The organism is Kitasatospora sp. NBC_00039 (assembly GCF_045160625.1).
Classification (GTDB): domain Bacteria; phylum Actinomycetota; class Actinomycetes; order Streptomycetales; family Streptomycetaceae; genus Kitasatospora.
In genome coordinates, this window is record NZ_CP108289.1 from 6,972,917 (window position 1) to 6,991,308 (window position 18,392).

The following is an 18,392-nucleotide window of genomic DNA, read 5'->3' on the forward strand; positions in this document are numbered from 1 at the left end:
GGGGGCCCGGTCGGGCAGTATGCACCAGTGACGCCCTGACAGACCGCGTTCTGACGTACCGTCGTCCGGTCCGTGCACCGCACGGCACCGGGGGCACCGGCGAGGCGTACGGTGTGTCCACGACCCGGCGAGGAGAGACGGCATGGCAGCGAGCTTCCCCGAGACCGCCATCAGCACCGAACGGCTGCTGCTGCGCCCCCTTGCGGAGGACGACGCCCCCGGCCTCGCCGAGATGATGGCCGACGAACTCGTCCTGGCCTGGACCGACGCCCCGCACCCCTTCACCGAGACCTACGCCGCCGAACTCGCCCGCACCCTCGCCCCCGCCCACCGCGCGGCCGGCCGCGGCATCGTCTTCGCCGTCACCGAACACCTCACCCAGCGCCTAGTCGGCCTGGTCGAACTGCGCAACACCGACTGGCGGCTGCGCTCCACCGAGATCTCCTACGTCACCGCCCCCTGGGCACGCGGCGAGGGCTACGCGCCCGAGGCCGTCCTCGGCGTCGCCCAGTGGCTTTTCGAGGACCGCGGCTTCCTGCGCCTGGAAATGCGCACCGCCGCCGGCAACACCGCCGCCCAGCAGGTCGCCCAGAAGATCGGCTCCATCAGCGAGGGCGTGCTGCGCAGCGCCTGGATAGTGCGCGGCGAGTCCGGCGAGGTCACCGTGGGGGCGGCTCCCGGCCGCCAGGCCGGGGGAGAGAGTCGCAGCGACCTCATCCTGTGGAGCCTGCTGCCCGAGGACATGGAGAACCCGGCCGACCACGGGACGGGCCGGCCCGGCGACCGCTACGTCCTGCGCGACTGAGTCACCTCGTAACCCCCCCCGGCCCCGGCGCACCCCTTCCGGCCCCGGCTCCTCCGCCTCCACCCGCGCCCCTCGCCGCCCCTCGCGCCCCCGCACCCGCGCCGCCCCTCGCCACCCCCCCCGCACCCGCGCCCCGCCGGCCCCGCGCGCGACGGACATGTGTGCGAGATGTCCGCGCCGATGGGATGGCACCCGGTAACCTCTGACCGGCGCCGCACACGGGCGCCGCCTGTCGGCGCACCGAGGCGAGGGAGAACAGCCGCAGATGGCTGACCGGATCACGGTCATCGGGTGGGACGGCACCCCGCTGACCGAGGCCGCCGGCGCGGCCCTCGCCGCGGCGACCCTGGTGGCCGGCGCCCCCTACCAGCTCAACGCCCTCCCGGTGCCGCCCGGCGCCGAACGGCTCGCCCTCGGCAACGTCCAGCTCGCCGCCCGCCGGATCGCCGAACACCGCGGCGCCGCGGTCGTCGTGGCCGAGGGCGACCCCGGCTTCTTCGGCGTCGTCCGCACCCTGCGCCGCCCCGAGTACGGCCTCGAACTCGAAGTCCTGCCCGCCGTCTCCTCGGTCGCCGCCGCCTTCGCCCGGGCCGGCATGCCCTGGGAGGACGCCCAGGTGGTCAGCGCACACGGCGGACGGCTGCGCCGCGCCGCCAACATCTGCCGGGCCAACCCCAAGGTCGCCGTCCTCACCGCGCCCGGCGCCGGGCCGAGCGAACTCGCCCTGATGCTGCGCGGGGTGCACCGGACCTTCGTGGTCTGCGAGGCCCTCGGCACCCCCGAGGAGGACGTCACCGTCCTCACCTCCGACCGGGTCGCCGACCACATCTGGCGCGACCCCAACGTCGTGCTGGTCATCGGCGGCAACGGCAGCGGCCCGCAGGCGGGCACGGTCGGCCAGGCGGCCGGCTGGCTGGCCGGACGCCCGGTCGGCTTCCCCGGCCCGGACCGCGGCTGGGCGCTCCCCGGCGACTCCTACGCGAGCGCCGGGAGCGCGGAGGACGCGCCCGGCGCATCCGGGACGCTCCCGGCGCACGTGCGCGCCCTGGTGCTGGCCCGTCTGGGTGCCCGCCCGGGGGACCTCGTCTGGTCGGTCGGCGCGGGCCACGGCGCCCTCGCCGTCGAGGCCGCCCGCTTCGGCGCCGCCGTGGTCGCGATCGAGGCCGACCGCTCGGCCTGCGCCCGGCTCACAGTCAACGCCCGCCGCTACGGCGTCGAGGTGGAGACCGTCCACGGCAGCGGCCCCGAGGTGCTCGGCGGCCTGCCGGAGCCGGACGCCGCCGTCGTCGAGGCCGGCGGCACCGTGGTGGTGCGCGCCGTCCTGGCCCGCCGGCCCGAGCGGTTCGTGGCCGTCGCCCACGGCCTCGCCGAGGCGGACGAGATCCGCCGCGCCATCGCCGAGGCCGGCTACCGGCCGGACGGCGCGCTGCTGCAGGCCACGCCGCTGCAGGCGGACGGGACGGGTGCGCTGCGGCTCGGCACGGGGGAGCCGGGCGTGCTCCTTCTCTGGGGTGAGCAGATCGTGTGAAGACGAAGTGCCTCCGGCGGTGACCCCGGTGGCACATCCGGTGAGGGTTCCGGCACGGCTCCGGGTCCTGACGGGGTGACGAGGTCGCGCGGCGGGCACGCCCGGGCGGTGATCCAGGTCGCATCCGGACACCGATTCGAGAGGCGGCGGCGCCGGGCCGGTAGTGTGGCGTCCGGGACGGCTGCGGCGTCCGATGGCCCGCCCGATCCGGTCGGTTTGTCGCCTTTTTGACGCGATGCAACCCGCTACGGCTCGGAGTGTGGGCAATTCGACGGGCCGCATGCCGGACCTGGAGAATGCCGTAGGGTCCGGTGCGATCGTGCCGGTTGCCCCGGCTTGTCGTTGTTTCAGATGGCACGCCGCCCCTCCCGGGTGGTGTGCGGGCCGGGGTGCCGCAGCGCGCCGGAAGGACTTCGGCCGCAGCGCCTCGGCGCGGCGGCCGTGTGTGGTTGAGGGGCGGGCCGGTGCTGGCCCGGCCCGTGCGGATGGGCGCTGCGGTCGGTGATCGCGTCGCCAAGGGCGCGGCAGCGGCCTGGAAGGAGCTTTGACATGACCGATGGCGGCCACGTCCCGAACGAGGGACTGCCGGAGCACCTGCTCGCCGGGCCCGACCCGATCGGCGGCCCGGAGGGCGTCGCGGCTGTCGCACCCGTACAGGGCGTCGCACCCGTGCAGGGCGTCGCGATGGACGGTGGCGTGATCCCGAACGCCGCGATGCCGAACGCCGCGATGCCGAACGCCGCAATGCCGGGGAACGGCCTGCCCGGCGCGGTGCCGCCGGGGGCGGTCACGCTGCCGCCGCAGGGCGTGCCCGGCCAGGGCCAGCCGCTCGCCGCGCCCGGTTACGGCGTGCCGGGCGCCGGTGTGCCCGGGGCCCCGGTTCCGGGTGCCCCTGTCGCCGGAGCCCACCTCGCCGGGGTGCCGGTCTCCGGGATGCCCGTCCCCGGTGTGCCGGGCGAGGGCTGGGCCGTCGACCCGGGTGTCCCGCGTCCCGCCTTCCACTTCCTCGACCAGCCCGACCAGCCGGACCCGCTCGACGACGAGGACGACGTGCTGCTGATGCCCGGCCCGCAGGGCTCCTGGGGCGAGCCGCTCGCGGCCGTCCCCGCCGAGCCGGCCGCCGACCAGCAGGGCGCACCCGGTACCCCGGTCGATCCGTCCTGGCCGCCGCTGGAGCCGCCGGTGCTCGGCGCCGCCGACCCGGCCGCGCAGCAGACCCCGGTCCAGCCGCAGCCGCTGCAGGGCCAGCCCGTCCAGCTTCCTCTCCAGGCACAGGGCCAGGAGGCGCTGACGGCGGCTCAGCAGCAGCGCCGCCCGCTGCACGCCGGCCCGCCGATCCCGGACCCGTCGCTGATGACCGGCCAGGTGCCGGTCCGCTCCCTCGCCGACCGCGGCCCCTCGCAGGGCGGCACGCCCGCCCACGGCATCCCGGTCGTCGTCGGCCAGCCGGAGCCGCCGCAGGCCGTCGCGCCACCGCAGGCCCAGCCGGTGCCCCAGCAGGCACCGGGCATCCAGCCGGTCCCGGCGGCCCCGCAGGTCGTCGAGGCAGCGGTGGCGGTCGAGCCGGCTGCCACGGAAGCGGTTGTCGTGGAGGCGGTCGTCGCGCAGGTGCCCGCCGTGGACGCGGCCGTCGCCGGGCCCGTGGCGGAGCAGGCCGCCGAGGCCACGGCCGGGCAGCCGGCCGACCAGGCCGTCGCTCCGGCCGCGGAGGCCCTCGCCGGGCAGCCGGTCGAGCCGCCCGTCGAGGCCGCGCCCGTCGAGGCTGCGTCGGTCGAGGCCCCGGAGGTCTCCGTCGAGCCCGCCGCCGAGCCCGCCTCTGTCGAGCCGGCCACCGCTGAGGTTCCCGCCGAGGCCGCGCCCGTTGCCGAGGCGTCCGCCCCGGCCGCCGTCGAGGAGCAGCCGGCCGAGCCTGCCACCCAGGGCGCCCCGGCCAACCAGCCCCGCCGGATCTCCGCCTTCCTCGCCGCGCCCGCCCCGCACGGCCTCCCGCAGGTCGAGGCGACCGAGCAGGCCGCGGCCGTCGCGGACGGCGAGGCTCAGCAGGCCGTGCCCATAGCGCCCGCCGAGCAGCCCGAGGCACCGGTCGAGGCCGAGGCGGTCGTCGCCGCCGAGGCCGGCGCCCAGCCCGCGGCTGCCGAGACGGCTGTCGGCACCGGCGAGATGCCGTCCGGCCAGGCCGTCGTCGCGCCGGACGCCGAGCAGCCGCAGGAGGCCGCGCCGGCCGCGGACACCGCCCCCGACGCCGTGGCACCCGAGGCCGTGGCCCCCGACGCCGTGGCACCCGTCGAGGCCGCCGCCGTCGAGCCCACCTCTGTCGAGCCGGCCGCCGCCGAGCCCGCAGCACCGACCGGAGAGCCCGAGGGAGCCGCCGAGGCCGATGCCCGGCCCGAGCCGGCCCAGGCCGCTCCGGCCGAAGCCGAGGCCGCAGCCGAGGCTGTCGCCGACCCGGCCCCCGAGGCCGTTGCGGAGCCCGCCGCCGACGCCTCCGCCGAGCAGCCCGCCGAGGAGCCCGCCCCCGGGACCGAGCCTGCCCCCGAGACCGGTGCCGAGCCGGCCGCCGAGGAAGCCGCCCCCGAGGAGCCCGCCGAGCCGCGCGGCCCGGCCGCCCCCGGCTACGACGACGCCGGCCGCGAGGTCGTCCACCAGGTCATCCGCGAGCGCCGCGACATCCGCAACGGCTTCCGCCCGGACGCGATCCCGCACGAGGTGCTGATCCGCGTCCTGGAGGCCGCCCACACCGCGCCCAGCGTCGGCTACTCGCAGCCGTGGGACTTCGTGGTGATCCGCTCGGCCAAGACCCGCCGCAAGATGCACGAACTGGCCGAGCGCCAGCGCGAGGCGTTCGCGGACTCGCTCCCCAAGGGCCGGGCCAAGCAGTTCAAGGAAATCAAGATCGAGGCGATCCTCGAGACGCCCGTCAACATCGTCGTCACCGCCGACCGCACCCGTGGCGGCCGGCACACCCTGGGCCGCCACACCCAGCCCCAGATGGCCCCGTACTCGGCCGCCCTCGCCGTCGAGAACCTCTGGCTGGCCGCCCGCGCCGAGGGCCTCGGCGTCGGCTGGGTGAGCTTCTTCGACGAGGAGGAGATGGTCCGCGAGCTCGGCCTGCCCGAGCACCTGGAGGTCGTCGCCTACCTCTGCGTCGGCTACGTCGACGCCTTCCCGGACGAGCCCGAGCTCCAGCAGCAGGGCTGGGCCAAGAAGCGCCCGCTCTCCTGGGTCGTCCACGAGGAGCAGTACGGCAACCGCGCGCTGCCCGGCGAGGAGCCGCACAGCGTGCTCTCCGAGACCCTGCGCGGCATCCGCCCGCTCGACGCCAAGGCGCTCGGCGAGGCCTGGGACCGCCAGAAGCGGATGACCAAGCCGGCCGGCTCGCTCGGCATGCTGGAGATCATCTCCGCACAGCTGTCCGGCCTCTCCCGCAAGTGCCCGCCGCCGCTCCCGGAGCCCGCCTGCGTGGCGATCTTCGCGGGCGACCACGGCGTCCACGCCCAGGGCGTCAGCCCCTGGCCGCAGGAGGTCACCGCCCAGATGGTCGGCAACTTCCTGGCCGGGGGAGCGGTGGTCAACGCCTTCGCCAAGCAGATCGGCACCGAGGTCTGCGTGGTGGACGTCGGCGTCGCCGCCGAGCTGCCCGACGCGATCCAGCAGGGCCGCACCACCGGCCTGCTGCCGCGCAAGGTCCGCCCCGGCACCGGCGACATGACCCAGGGCCCGGCGATGACCCGCGAGGAGGCCCTCAAGGCCCTCGAGATCGGCATCGAGACCGCCCGCGACCTCGTCGCCGCCGGCAACAGGGCACTGATCACCGGCGACATGGGCATCGCCAACACCACCGCCTCCGCCGCCCTGATCTCGGTCTTCACCGGCCTGGACCCGGCCGAGGTCACCGGCCGCGGCACCGGCATCGACGACGAGACCCACGCCCGCAAGGTCGACGTCATCCGCGCCGCCCTCACCCTGCACCAGCCGGACCCGGCCGACCCGATCGGCGTCCTCGCCGCCGTCGGCGGCCTGGAGCACGCCGCCATCGCCGGCTTCCTGCTCGGCGCCGCCTCGCTGCGCACCCCGGTCATCCTGGACGGCGTCATCGCCGGTTCGGCCGCGCTGGCCGCCAAGGCGATCGCCCCCGAGGTGCTGGCTGCCTGCATCGCCGGCCACCGCTCCGCCGAACCCGGTCACCAGGCCGCGCTGGCCAAGCTCGGCCTGCGTCCGCTGATCGACCTCGACCTGCGGCTCGGCGAGGGCACCGGTGCCCTGCTGGCCTTGCCGCTGGTGCAGAGTGCGGCCCGCGCAATGCACGATGTAGCCACGTTCGACTCCGCCGGGGTCACCGAGAAGTCCTGACGTCCGCCCGCACCGCTCCGTGTACCGGCCCGAGGGCGCGCCGGCACGCGGAGCGGTGCTGTACCCCCACCACCCTCACCCCGATCCAGGAGCTCCGCCCATGACCGCGCCCAACCCCCACCCCGGTACCGAGGGCCGCACCCCGTACCCGGTCGGCCTGCTGCTCGCCGGCCGTCGCGTCGTCGTGGTCGGCGGCGGCCACGTCGCCCAGCGCCGGCTGCCCGCCCTGATCGCCACCGGTGCGGACCTGCACCTGATATCCCCGGCCACCACGCCCGCCGTCCAAGCCATGGCCGACGCCGGTGAGCTGACCTGGCACGAGCGCCGCTACCAGGACGGCGACCTCGCCGGCACCTGGTACGCGCTGGTCGCCACCGATGACCCGGCGGTCAACGCGGCGGTCAGCGCCGAGGCCGAGCGGGAGCGGGTGTTCTGCGCGCGCAGCGACGACGCGGCCGCGGCCAGCGCCTGGACGCCGGCCAGCGGCCGCGACGGGGGCGCCACCGTCGCCGTCCTCACCGGCGACCCGCGGCACTCCGCCGCCCTGCGCGACGCCATCGTGGACGGCCTGCGGGACGGCTCGCTGGCCGCCCGCCAGTACCGTGCGCACGGTGTCGGGGGAACCTCCCAGCCGTCGGGCCGGGGGAGCGTCGCCCTGGTCGGCGGCGGCCCGGGCGACCCGGACCTCATCACCGTCCGCGGCCGCCGGCTGCTGGCCGACGCGGACGTGGTGGTTGCCGACCGGCTGGCGCCGCGCGAGCTGCTGGCCGAGCTGCCGGAGCACGTCGAGGTGATCGACGCGTCGAAGATCCCGTACGGGCGGTTCATGGCCCAGGAGGCGATCAACCGGACGCTCATCGAGCACGCCAAGGCCGGCAAGTTCGTGGTCCGGCTCAAGGGTGGCGACCCGTACGTCTTCGGGCGTGGCGGCGAGGAACTGCTGGCCTGCGCGGAGGCCGGGCTGCCGGTCACCGTGGTCCCGGGCATCTCCAGCTCGATCAGCGTCCCGGCCTCGGTCGGCGTGCCGGTCACCCACCGCGGGATGACCCACGAGTTCACGGTGATCTCCGGTCACGTCGGCCCGGACGACGAGCGCTCGCTGACCAACTGGGAGGCCGTCGGGCGGATGAGCGGCACCCTGGTGCTGCTGATGGCCGTGGACAAGATCGGGGCGATCGCGGCCAAGCTGGTCGAGTGCGGCCGCCCAACCGACACCCCGGTCGCCGTCGTCCAGGAGGGCACCACCGCCGCCCAGCGCCGCGTGGACGCCACCCTCGCCACCGTCGCGGCCGTCGTCCAGGCCGAGCAGATCAAGCCCCCGGCCGTGATCGTGATCGGCGACGTCGTCAACGTCCTCGCCCCCGCTCTCCACTCCTGACGCACCCGCGCTTTGCAAAGGTGACTTTGCAAAGCGCGGGGCCCGGGCCGACCCCCGGGGGCCCGGGGGATGACCCCGCACCGGACACCTCCGTGGCCGGCCCTCGGGCTCGCCCGTGCTGTTTGCAAAGCGCAGCCTTTGCAAACAGCACGGAGTGGGAAGTCGGCCCCGCCGACTTCCCACTCCAATCCCCACGCAGCCACGTTCACTCCAACGGCTGCTCCGTCCAGATCACCTTCCCGGTGGCCGTGTACCGCGTGCCCCACCGGTCCGCGAACTGGGCGACCAGGAAGAGCCCGCGTCCGCCCTCGTCCGTGGTGGCCGCGTACCTCAGATGCGGCGACGTACTGCTGCCGTCCGACACCTCGCAGATCAATGTCCGGTCGCGGAGCAGCCGCACCCGGATGGGCCCCGACCCGTACCGGATCGCATTGGTCACCAGCTCGCTGAGGATCAGCTCGGTGACGAACGCCGCCTCGTCCAGCCCCCACAGCGCCAGCTTCTCCGACACCGCCGCCCGCACCTCGCCCACCGCGGCCGGGTCGGACGGCACCTCCCACTGCGCCACCTGCTCCGGCGCCAGCATCCGCGTCCGCGCCACCAGCAGCGCGATGTCGTCCTGCGGATGTGCCGGCAGCATCGCTCCCAGGACGTCCGCACACGTCTGCTCCGGCGTCCGCGGCGGCCCGGACAGCGCCGTCCGCAGCAGCTCCAGCCCCTCGTCGATGTCCCGCTCGCGGTCCTCCACCAAACCGTCCGTGTAGAGCACCAGCCGGCTGTCCTCGGCCACCTCCAGCTCCACCGTCTCGAACGGCAGCACCGCCAGCCCCAGCGGCGGCCCGGTCGGCAGCTCTGGGAACACCACCCGACCCTCCGGATCGACCAGCGCCGGCGGCGGATGTCCCGCACTGGCCAGCGTGCAACGCCGCGACACCGGGTCGTAGATCGCGTACAGGCAGGTCGCACCGGTCACCGCCGCCGCACCGCCGGTCGCCGACTCCTCCTGGTCTATCCGGTTCACCAGGTCGTCCAGGTGCCCCAGCAGCTCGTCCGGCGGCAGGTCGAGCGTCGAGAAGTTGTGGATCGCCGTCCGCAGCCGCCCCATCGTGGCCGCCGCGTGCAGTCCGTGCCCCACCACGTCCCCGACCACCAGCGCCACCCTCGCGCCCGGCAGCGGGATCACGTCGAACCAGTCGCCGCCGACCCCCGCCTGCGCCGGCAGGTACCGGTGCGCCACTTCCAGCGCGTTCTGCTCCGGCAGGCTGCGCGGCAGCAGACTGTGCTGCAAGGTCACCGCCATCGTGTGTTCCCGGGTGTACCGCCGCGCGTTGTCGATGCAGACCGCGGCATGCGCGACCAGCTCCTCGGCGAGCGCCAGGTCCTCCTCCTCGAACGGCTCCTCCCGGTCCGCCCGCCAGAACCGCGCCACCCCCAGCAGCACCCCGCGCGCCCGCAGCGGCACCCGCACCAGCGAGTGCACCCCGTAGGCCAGCACCTGCGCCGACCGCTCCGGATCCTGCTCCCGCCAGGCCGACGTCTCCGCCAGCCTCGGCTCCACCCCCGGCAGCCCGCTGTCCAGCGACCCCGCCAGCGGCGTCGACGGCACCACCTCCACCACGGTGCCGACGGGGTAGAACGGCGAGTCCGCCCGGACCCCGCGGAACGCCGCCCTGCGCATCCGCCCCAGTGCGAGGCCCTGCGGCGGCTCCTCACCCTCCAGCACCGGTTCGGCCAGGTCGATGCTGGCGAAGTCCGCGAACCGCGGCACCGTCACCTGCACCAGCTCCTCGGCCGTCCGCGTCACATCCAGCGAACTGCCCACCGTGACACCCGCGTCGTACAGCAGCCGCAGCCGCCGCTGCGCCACCTCGGCCCGCCCGGACAGCGCCAGCAGCTCGGTGGAGTCACGCAGCGTGGCGACACAGCCGGGCGGGCCGCCGTCCCGGTCGGTCAGCCGGACGTTCACCGCCAGCAGCCGCTCGCCGGCCAGCACCACCTCGTCGGTGACCGCCCGGTTGGCGGTCAGCAGCTCCTCAGGTGCCGGGTCCAGACCCAGCTCCGGCACCATCCGCCCCTCGGCGTCGGCGGGCAGGTCCAGCAGCCGGCGCGCCTCGTCGTTGCAGAGCAGCAGCTGGCCGTCACCCGCGACGATCAGCACCCCCTCGCGCACCGCGTGCAGCACCGCCGCATGGTGCTCGTACATCCGTGTCATCTCGGCCGGGCCGAGCCCGTGCGTCTGCCGCCGCAGCCGCCGGCTGATCAGCGCCGTCCCGCAGGTCGCCAGCCCCAGCGCGATCGCCGCGGCGCCCAGCACGACGGGCAGCTGCCGCTCGCTCGCACTGCTCACGTTGGCGATCGTGATGCCTGCCGACACCAAACCGACCACCTGGCTGTCCGGCGCGTGCACCGGAACGATCGCCTGGACCAGCGGTCCGATCGTGCCGTTGACCTCCTCGGTCACCACCTCCCCCTGCAAGGCGGGCTGGTAGTTCCCGACGAACTTCTGGCCGATCCGGGCCGGGTTGGGGTGGGTGTAGCGGATGCCGTTGGTGTCGAGTACGACGATGAAGTCCACGCCGGCGTTGACCGCGGCGGCCTGTGCCTTCGGCTGGAGGATCGCGGTCGGGTCGGGGGAGCGCAGCGCCTCCACGATGCCAGGCGAGTTGGCGAAGGTCTGGGCGACCGCCACCGACCGGCTGCGCGCCTCCTCCCGGGCGTCGTTGCGGGACTGCACCACCAGCGCCACCACGGCGGACGCCACCAGCAGCAGCACCACCACCACCTGCAGCGCGAACACCTGCCCAGCCACCGACCGGCGCTTCACCGGCTTCGGCCGCGCCGCTCGTGGCTGCTGTTGCCGACCGTGTGGGCGCCCACCGGAAGAGCCGGCGGTACCAGTGGCACGGGAGGCGACGGAGGAGCCAGAAGCACCAGAGGCCGACGGAGCCCAGGATCGGCCCGGAAAACGGGCCATACGTCATATTTGCACTCTGCGTGCCAACGGGCCAAGGGCAGCCATCTCCGACCCTTGGGGGTTTGGCCTTCTCCACCCCGACTTGGCAAGATCGCAGGGTGTCCGAACCCAGCACCATCACCGATCCCGCCGACCCGCGACTCGCCGACTACACCGGTCTGACCGACGTCGAACTTCGCCGTCGGCGCGAGCCCGCCGAGGGCCTGTTCATCGCCGAGGGCGAGAAGGTCATCCGCCGCGCCCTCGCCGCCGGCTACCGGATGCGGTCGATGCTGCTCACGGCCAAGTGGCTGGACGTGATGGCCGACGTGATCGCCGACGCCGACGCCCCCGTCCACGTCGTCGAGCCCGCCCTCGCCGAGGCCGTCACCGGCTACCACGTCCACCGCGGCGCACTCGCCTCGATGGAGCGCAAGCCGCTGCCGGACGCCGCCGCGGTGCTGGCCGGCGCCCGCCGGGTGGCGGTGCTGGAGGGGCTGGTCGACCACACCAACCTGGGCGCGATCTTCCGCAGTGCCGCCGCGCTCGGCATGGACGCGGTCCTGCTCTCGCCCGACTGCGCGGACCCGCTGTACCGGCGCGCCGTGAAGGTCTCTATGGGCGCGGTCTTCGCCGTCCCCTACGCCCGGCTCGACCCCTGGCCGGATGCCCTGGACAGGGTCCGCGCCGCCGGCTTCAGCCTGCTCGCCCTCACCCCCGCCGACAGCGCCGTCGACCTCGCCGCCCTGGCCCCGCACAGCCTCCCCAAGGCCGCCCTCATGCTCGGCGCAGAAGGCGACGGCCTCACCCGCCGGGCCATCGCCGCGGCCGACCACCCCGTCCGGATCCCCATGGCCCACGGCATCGACTCCCTCAACGTCGGCGCCGCCGCAGCGGTGGCTTTCTACGCCGTCACCGCCACCGCCTGACACAGGAAGTCGGCCGGGCCGACTTCCTGTGCACGGGGCTGCTCTCCGAGCCCGTCCTGCGGCCTCGCGCCAGCCCGGCCCGCCGTCGTCCCAGGCCGCACCGTCGTCCCAGGCCGCACCGTCGCCCAAGCCCACCGGCAAACAGCCCCCGACCGGCGCCCCAGGCCTCCCGGCCTCGTGGCGATGCTCGCGGAGTGCGAAGTCCGGTCCGACCTCCCGTGCCATGAAGGCGGCGGCCGAGACGATGCCGGCTCCGGCCGACCCCGCTGCGTGAGGGCTTCAGCCGGTGGGGGAGGTGGGCGGCGCGGGGGCTGCGGCGGGAGGCGGGGTGACGGTGAGGGTGGGGGCGCCGGGCCAGGACTCCTCAAGGGTCCCGTCGGCCCGCACCGAGTAGCGGGTGGAGGCGGTCGCGCCGGTCTGGCCGTTGCGTTCCTCGCGGACCAGCGCGCCGTTGTCGAGCCGCCAGGTGGCCGTCGCCTGCGGGTCGGCGGCCGAGGAACGGGACGTGAGCGGGACGGGCCTGTCCCCGTTGAACGAGAAGAGCTGGACCAGGTCGACCGGTACCGAGCCCTCCGCCCGCCGCAGCACCACCAGGGTGGCCGGCGCACCCTTGTAGCGGGCCGGGAGGACCGCGCTCAGCGCGACCTGCGGCCCGGCCCCCGCCGACCGTCCGTCCCGCAGCGCGACGGCCGGACCGCCCGCCGGATCGGGGTAGCTGCGGTTCGGCCAGTCGACCGTCGGCCCCGCGCCCTGCGCGGGGCCCAGCGCCCCGTCGCCGCCCGCGGCACCGCCGTGGGCCGCCGCCGGCGGGGTGGGCGCGGCCGACGGCGCCACGCCGTCCACCGACTGCCCGGCCCCGGCCGGCTGAGCGGTGGGCGCGGCGGTGCCCGCCTGGCCGGCCGGCACGGGGGCGGCGCTCATGGTCGTCCCGCCGGCGCCGAGTGGGCCGTGACCCTGGTTGCTGCGGTTCTCGCAGCCCTGTGCCGCCGCGATCGCCAGGGCCACGCCGAGCGTGACGGTGACGAAGACGATCAGTCGCTGCCGCATCAGCCGCCGGCGCGAGCCGCCGGGACGTCCGCCGGGGGCGGGCGTGTGTTGCCGGTCCCGAGCCCGCGGGCGCGGCCGGTCCGCCCGCTGCTGTTCCCGCTCGCGCGCTCCCGCCGGCCCGCCGGGACCGCCGGTCCGCCCGGGCGGCGGGGTCTGCTGGCGCTCGCCCATCGGCCGGGTGGTCGGGGCGGACTCGGGCCGCGGCATCGGCGTGGTGGCCGGCTGGCCCTGCGGCCGCCGCTGCGCGACACCGGGCCGCGAGCCCGGGTGGACGCCGGCCCGAGCACCGGGGCGAACGCCCGGGTACCCGCCCTGCGGCCCGCCCGCGTGCCCACCGGCTCCACCGGCCTGGACACCCTGCCCGCCGCCGTGCGGCCCGCCCGGCCGGCTGCCCGCCGCCGCTCGGGCGCGCGCGGCGCCCGCCGGGTCGGGGGCCCGCCCGGGCGCGGGCACTCCGCGCCCGCCGCCGGCCGGTGGCATCGGGGCTGCCGCGCCGCGCCCCGGCACGCCGGGGCGGCCGGGCGCCGCACCGGGCGGCCGCCCGCCCGCCGCACGCTCCGGCCGGTCCGGGCCCGCGCCGTCGGGCGCGGCCGTGCCCCGGGCCGCCAGTTCGCTGAGCCGCTCGTGGAGGGCGGCCGCGCCGGGCCGCTCCGCGGGCTCCTTCGCCAGGCAGGCCCCGATCAGCGGCGCCAGCTGCGGCGGTACGGCCGACAGGTCGGGCTCCTCGTGCACGACCCGGTACAGCATCACTTCGGACGAGGCCCCCGAGCCGAACGGGGTGTCGCCGGTGAGCGCGTATGCGAGCGTGGCGCCGAACGCGAAGACGTCCGTCGCGGGGTTCACCGCGGCGCCGCGGACCTGCTCGGGCGCAAGGAAGCCGGGGGAGCCGACCGCCGTGCCGACGTGGGTGAGCGTGCTGGCGCCGCGCGACCAGGCGATGCCGAAGTCGATGATCCGCGGCCCGCGCGGCGACAGCAGGATGTTGGACGGCTTGAGGTCCCGGTGGACGACGCCGGCCTCGTGCACCTTGACCAGCCCGTCGGCCAGCGCGGCGCCGATCCGGGCCGCCTCCGGCCAGCTCAGCGGGCCCTCGTCGCCGACCCGCTTGTACAGCGACGGGCCGGGGACGTACGCGGTGGCCAGCCACGGGCGGTCGGCCTCGATGTCGGAGCCCACCACGCGCGCCGTGCAGCCGCCGCGGATCCGGGAGGCGGCGGCGATCTCCCGGGCGAAGCGGATGCGGAACTCCATGTCCTCGGCGAGTTCGGCGCGGATCAGCTTGAGTGCGACCCGCTGTCCGCGGCGGTCGGAGCCGAGATAGACGACGCCCATGCCGCCGGCCCCCAGCCGCCGGTGCAGGCGGTACGGCCCGACGATGCGGGGGTCCTCACGCCTCAGCCGCATCATCGCCATCTTCGTTCCCCGTCAGCCTGTGGGTGAGGCCCCGTCGGTTGGGGCATCGTCAGTTCCTGTCTGGCACAGCTTACGGACTGCCCGCTGCGGTGTGCTGATACGCAACACCTCAACCCTCCGTGCGATTGTCCGATCTTGCACTGCCGGGCAGGTCAGGGGGGTGCCGAGCCGCTTCTCGGGGTCGTCTCTCAGGGTTCCCCCGGGGGCGCGGTCGAGACCGTCTCCCCCTGCGGTAGTAGTCCCCGAGTCGGAGCGTCATCCTCCGGGATGCCCGCAGAACAGTACGACGGCATGACGTCCGACTGCCCCCTCGCGCCATAGCGTTGTCCTCAGCGGTGGACGGGGAGCTCGTCCCCCGAGGTAAGCCGTCCACCGCGTCCACCTCGACCGGCCGTACGACCGGATCGACGGGTACGGGCAGCACACGAATCAGGAGTAGGGGCATGGCACAGCAGCTCACGGGATCCCCCCGCCGCCGTCGGCCGGCCTTCACTCGGCGCCGGTCCGCGGAGCCGACCAGGCACCCGGCGGTAGCGCTCGCCATGGCGCTGCCCTGCGCCGTGCTGCTGGTCATGCTCTTCGGCGGCTGGGAGCAGATGGCGAGCCAGGCCCAGGCCGTCGCCGACCTGATCACCCGCTGACGCCCGACCGCCGAGGCGACGGAGCCCGCTCGGGCCGCCGGGGCGGCACACGGACCGAGCGCAGACCAGCGAGGACCGTCCGGCTGATAACAGCCGGCCACTGAACGGGCACTGAATCCCCTGGGGACGGGGAGCCAGTGCCGCCGGGGAAGGCCCGCGCCCGCGACGACTCGCGGACGGGCGAGAGCGGTGCGCTGGAGCACCCCGGCAGGCGAAGATGCCGCGTACGGACGTCGGTGAGGGCGACCGTACGCGGCTCTTCTTCTTCCGCATCCACTTCCCACATCAAGCGGGGCCCAGCAGTTCGGGGAACCCGGTGAGCCTGCCGCCGCCGGGGAACCGGGCGGACCGGGGACAGCCAGGGCATGCAAAAGGGCCGGGGCCGTGACCCTCGCGGATCACGGCCCCGGCCCTTACTGTGCGCGATACTGGGATTGAACCAGTGACCCCTACCGTGTCAAGGTAGTGCTCTCCCGCTGAGCTAATCGCGCCTGGTGAGGCGGTCCTGCAGCAGACCCCGAAGGGTCCGACGTGCGCGATACTGGGATTGAACCAGTGACCCCTACCGTGTCAAGGTAGTGCTCTCCCGCTGAGCTAATCGCGCCTGGTGAGGCGGTCCTGCAGTAGACCCCGAAGGGTCCGACGTGCGCGATACTGGGATTGAACCAGTGACCCCTACCGTGTCAAGGTAGTGCTCTCCCGCTGAGCTAATCGCGCGAGGAGGTCACCCGGCAGAACCGGGCGTCCTCTCGGAGGTGGAGACGGGATTTGAACCCGTGTAGACGGCTTTGCAGGCCGTTGCCTCGCCTCTCGGCCACTCCACCAGGCAACACACGAAGAACGATCTTACACTGTTCTCCATCGAGCGGACGACGAGATTCGAACTCGCGACCCTCACCTTGGCAAGGTGATGCTCTACCAACTGAGCCACGTCCGCCTGTCTCCCGGGATCTTCACCGCTTTTCTTCGGCTGCGCTCCCTGGCGACGTGTTGAACTCTAGCGGATTCCTGGGCCAGCTAAAAATCCGTTCCCGCAGGGTGCCGAGGGGATGCCCGCGGGGAGTCGTCCCGTCGGCCGTTCCGCCGGGTCACCGGCCCCCACCAGCGGCGCTCCCGGACGATCATCCGCGGGCCACCCGGCGCACACCCGCACGACGCTCCCCAGCCTGGCGGCCTGGAGGTGCACCCACCACCTGCTCGCGCCCCTCCGCGCCTCCGGGCGCGGCCGGCCCACCACGCCGGGCGCGGCCGGGCCGCCGAAACACCCCAGGCCACAGCAGGGACCCCCGACCTACACTTCAGGCACCGCAGCCCAGCCACCCCGTGCAGGAGAACCGTGTCCGGCCACCCCGATCCCCACAGCCCGCTCGCCCGCTTCGGCGGCCGCCTCGCCACCGGGCTGCGCGACGTCACCTCGGACCCGGCCGCGCTCGACTCCTCCGGCTTCTGGGCCGTCGCCTACGACTTCGAGGGCCGGCTCACCTGCGCCCGCTTCGACGACCTCCGCCCCGCACCCGCACCCCCGTCCGGCGCCGGCTGGCTCGGACCGGCCGCCGACGGCTGGCACAGCTCCCTCGACCGCGCCGCCTACACCGCGGGCGTGCGCCGCATCCGCGAGCACATCGCGGCCGGCGAGGTCTACCAGGCCAACCTGTGCCGCGTGCTCACCGCGCCGCTGCCCGACCCGTCCCGGACGGACATCGACGCCCTCACCGGCCTGCTCGCCCACGGCAACCCGGCTCCCTATGCCGGAACGATCCGCCTGCCGCGCCACGGCGTCGAGATCGCCACCGCCTCGCCCGAGCTCTATCTGCGCCGCGACGGCCGCACCGTCTCCTCCGGCCCGATCAAGGGCACCGGCCGCACCGAGGCGGACCTCCTGGAGAAGGACCACGCCGAGAACGTGATGATCGTGGACCTCGTCCGCAACGACCTCGGCCGGGTCTGCGGGACCGGCACGGTCACCGTCCCCGACCTCTGCGCCGTCGAGAAGCACCCGGGCCTGGTCCACCTGGTCTCCACCGTCCAGGGCACCCTGCGCGCGGACGCCGGCTGGCCCGAACTGCTGGGCGCGACCTTCCCGCCCGGCTCCGTCACCGGCGCCCCCAAGTCCAGCGCACTGCGGATCATCGACGCCCTGGAGACCGCCCCCCGCGGCCCCTACTGCGGCGCCGTCGGCTGGGTGGACGCCGACCGCGGCGAGGGTGAACTCGCCGTCGGGATCCGCACGTTCTGGATCGACCGCGCCGACCCCGGCGCACCTCTCCTGCGCTTCGGCACGGGCGCCGGCATCACCTGGGGCTCCGACCCCGAGCGTGAGTGGGCGGAAACCGAACTGAAGGCCGCCCGCCTGGTCGCGATAGCGTCGGGCACCGAGACCGACTGACGGCGACAAGCCGCCTGAACCGGGACGAACACCGCCGGGCCGGCCATCGGCCCGGGCACACCCCCCACGCACCACCGCCTTGAGGAGCAGCCCTCGATGCAACACCCGACCAAGAGCTGGGTCAACGGCTCACTCGTCGACTCCGCCGATGCCGCCGTCTCCGTCCTCGACCACGGGCTCACCACCGGTGACGGGGTCTTCGAGACCATGAAGGCCGTGGACGGCCGAGCCTTCGCCGTCACCCGCCACCTCGACCGGCTCACCCGCTCCGCCCGCGGTCTCGGCCTGCCCGACCCCGACCACGACATGGTCCGCGAGGCCTGCGCCCAGGTCCTCGCCGCCAACCCGATGCCGCTCGGCCGCCTGCGCCTCACCTACACCGGCGGCGCCTCCCCGCTCGGCTCGGAACGCGGCAACGACACCCCCACCCTGGTCGTCTCCCTCGGCGCCGCCACCCACCGCTCCGACACCACCGCCGTCGCGACCGTCCCGTGGCGCCGCAACGAGCACAGCGCCGTCGCCGGCCTCAAGACCACCTCGTACGCCGAGAACGTGGTCGCGCTCGCCGCCGCCCACCGTGCCCGCGCCTCCGAGGCCCTGTTCGCCAACACGGCCGGCCGGCTCTGCGAGGGCACCGGCTCCAACGTCTTCGTCGTCCTCGGTGGCCGGCTGCTCACGCCCACCCTCGCGTCGGGCTGCCTGGCCGGCATCACCCGCCGGCTCGTCATCGAGTGGTGCGGCGCGGAGGAGACCGACCTGCCGTTCGACGCGCTCCAGGAGGCGGAGGAGATCTTCCTGACCTCCACCCTGCGCGACGTCCAGGCCGTCACCCGCGTCGACGACCGCGAACTCCCCGGCCCCGGGCCGGTCACCGCCAAGGCCATGGCGGTCTTCACCGAGCGCAGCGGCGACGACCTCGACCCGTGACCGGGCGAGGCCCGGTGCCACAGCCCGGCCCGTAA

At 75.2% G+C, this 18,392-nt stretch carries 9 protein-coding genes, 5 tRNA genes and 1 pseudogene; 8 read left to right on the forward strand and 7 right to left on the reverse strand.

All coding sequences use genetic code 11. From position 1 onward, the window contains the following. The first annotated feature begins 142 nt into the window (after nucleotides 1–142). The 4 genes from OG286_RS31115 (at nucleotide 143) to cobA (ending at nucleotide 8,061) form a co-directional block, all read left to right on the forward strand. Complete coding sequence (locus OG286_RS31115) at nucleotides 143–805, forward strand: GNAT family N-acetyltransferase (RefSeq protein WP_396321718.1); 663 nt, start codon at nucleotides 143–145, stop codon at nucleotides 803–805. A gap of 265 nt (nucleotides 806–1,070) precedes the next feature. Then, a complete protein-coding gene (gene cbiE, locus OG286_RS31120) occupies nucleotides 1,071–2,333 on the forward strand; it encodes a precorrin-6y C5,15-methyltransferase (decarboxylating) subunit CbiE (RefSeq protein WP_396321717.1) in 1,263 nt (420 codons plus the stop codon). A gap of 549 nt (nucleotides 2,334–2,882) precedes the next feature. Further along, entirely contained in the window at nucleotides 2,883–6,683 is a 3,801-nt protein-coding gene (gene cobT, locus OG286_RS31125) for a nicotinate-nucleotide--dimethylbenzimidazole phosphoribosyltransferase (RefSeq protein WP_405365923.1), read from the forward strand. Between the two features lie 100 nt (nucleotides 6,684–6,783). After that, complete coding sequence (gene cobA, locus OG286_RS31130) at nucleotides 6,784–8,061, forward strand: uroporphyrinogen-III C-methyltransferase (RefSeq protein WP_396321715.1); 1,278 nt, start codon at nucleotides 6,784–6,786, stop codon at nucleotides 8,059–8,061. Between the two features lie 205 nt (nucleotides 8,062–8,266). On the opposite strand, the gene OG286_RS31135 is transcribed toward cobA, so the two are convergent. After that, on the reverse strand, nucleotides 8,267–11,035 hold the full coding sequence (locus OG286_RS31135) for a SpoIIE family protein phosphatase (protein ID WP_396321714.1): 2,769 nt from the start codon (nucleotides 11,033–11,035) through the stop codon (nucleotides 8,267–8,269). 98 nt (nucleotides 11,036–11,133) lie between these two features. Between OG286_RS31135 and OG286_RS31140 the strand changes: the two genes are divergently transcribed. After that, nucleotides 11,134–11,943, forward strand: a complete 810-nt coding sequence (locus OG286_RS31140; RefSeq protein WP_396321713.1) for a TrmH family RNA methyltransferase — start codon at nucleotides 11,134–11,136, stop codon at nucleotides 11,941–11,943. Between the two features lie 1,212 nt (nucleotides 11,944–13,155). On the opposite strand, the pseudogene OG286_RS31145 reads toward OG286_RS31140, so the two are convergent. Further along, nucleotides 13,156–14,403: pseudogene (locus OG286_RS31145) on the reverse strand (protein kinase domain-containing protein); the annotation flags it as partial. Nucleotides 14,404–14,846: 443 nt separating this feature from the next. On the opposite strand from OG286_RS31145, the gene OG286_RS31150 reads away from it, so the two are divergent. Then, nucleotides 14,847–15,044, forward strand: coding sequence for a hypothetical protein (locus OG286_RS31150; protein ID WP_396321711.1), 198 nt, complete (start codon nucleotides 14,847–14,849; stop codon nucleotides 15,042–15,044). A 419-nt stretch (nucleotides 15,045–15,463) separates the two neighbouring features. On the opposite strand, the gene OG286_RS31155 is transcribed toward OG286_RS31150, so the two are convergent. The 5 genes from OG286_RS31155 to OG286_RS31175 all read right to left on the reverse strand — a co-directional run bounded on the left by OG286_RS31155 (nucleotide 15,464) and on the right by OG286_RS31175 (nucleotide 15,981). Continuing rightward, nucleotides 15,464–15,535 (reverse strand) — tRNA-Val (locus OG286_RS31155). A gap of 41 nt (nucleotides 15,536–15,576) precedes the next feature. Further along, nucleotides 15,577–15,648 (reverse strand) — tRNA-Val (locus OG286_RS31160). A gap of 41 nt (nucleotides 15,649–15,689) precedes the next feature. Beyond that, nucleotides 15,690–15,761 (reverse strand) — tRNA-Val (locus OG286_RS31165). A gap of 36 nt (nucleotides 15,762–15,797) precedes the next feature. Next, nucleotides 15,798–15,868: transfer RNA gene (locus OG286_RS31170), tRNA-Cys, on the reverse strand. A 40-nt stretch (nucleotides 15,869–15,908) separates the two neighbouring features. After that, nucleotides 15,909–15,981: transfer RNA gene (locus OG286_RS31175), tRNA-Gly, on the reverse strand. A gap of 399 nt (nucleotides 15,982–16,380) precedes the next feature. Here OG286_RS31175 and OG286_RS31180 point away from each other — a divergent pair. Further along, nucleotides 16,381–17,430: a chorismate-binding protein gene (locus OG286_RS31180; protein WP_405359280.1), complete on the forward strand. Its 1,050-nt coding sequence runs from the start codon at nucleotides 16,381–16,383 to the stop codon at nucleotides 17,428–17,430. A gap of 96 nt (nucleotides 17,431–17,526) precedes the next feature. After that, nucleotides 17,527–18,357 (forward strand): aminotransferase class IV, encoded by an 831-nt coding sequence (locus OG286_RS31185; protein WP_396321709.1) that lies wholly within the window; start codon nucleotides 17,527–17,529, stop codon nucleotides 18,355–18,357. The last annotated feature ends 35 nt before the right edge of the window (nucleotides 18,358–18,392 follow it).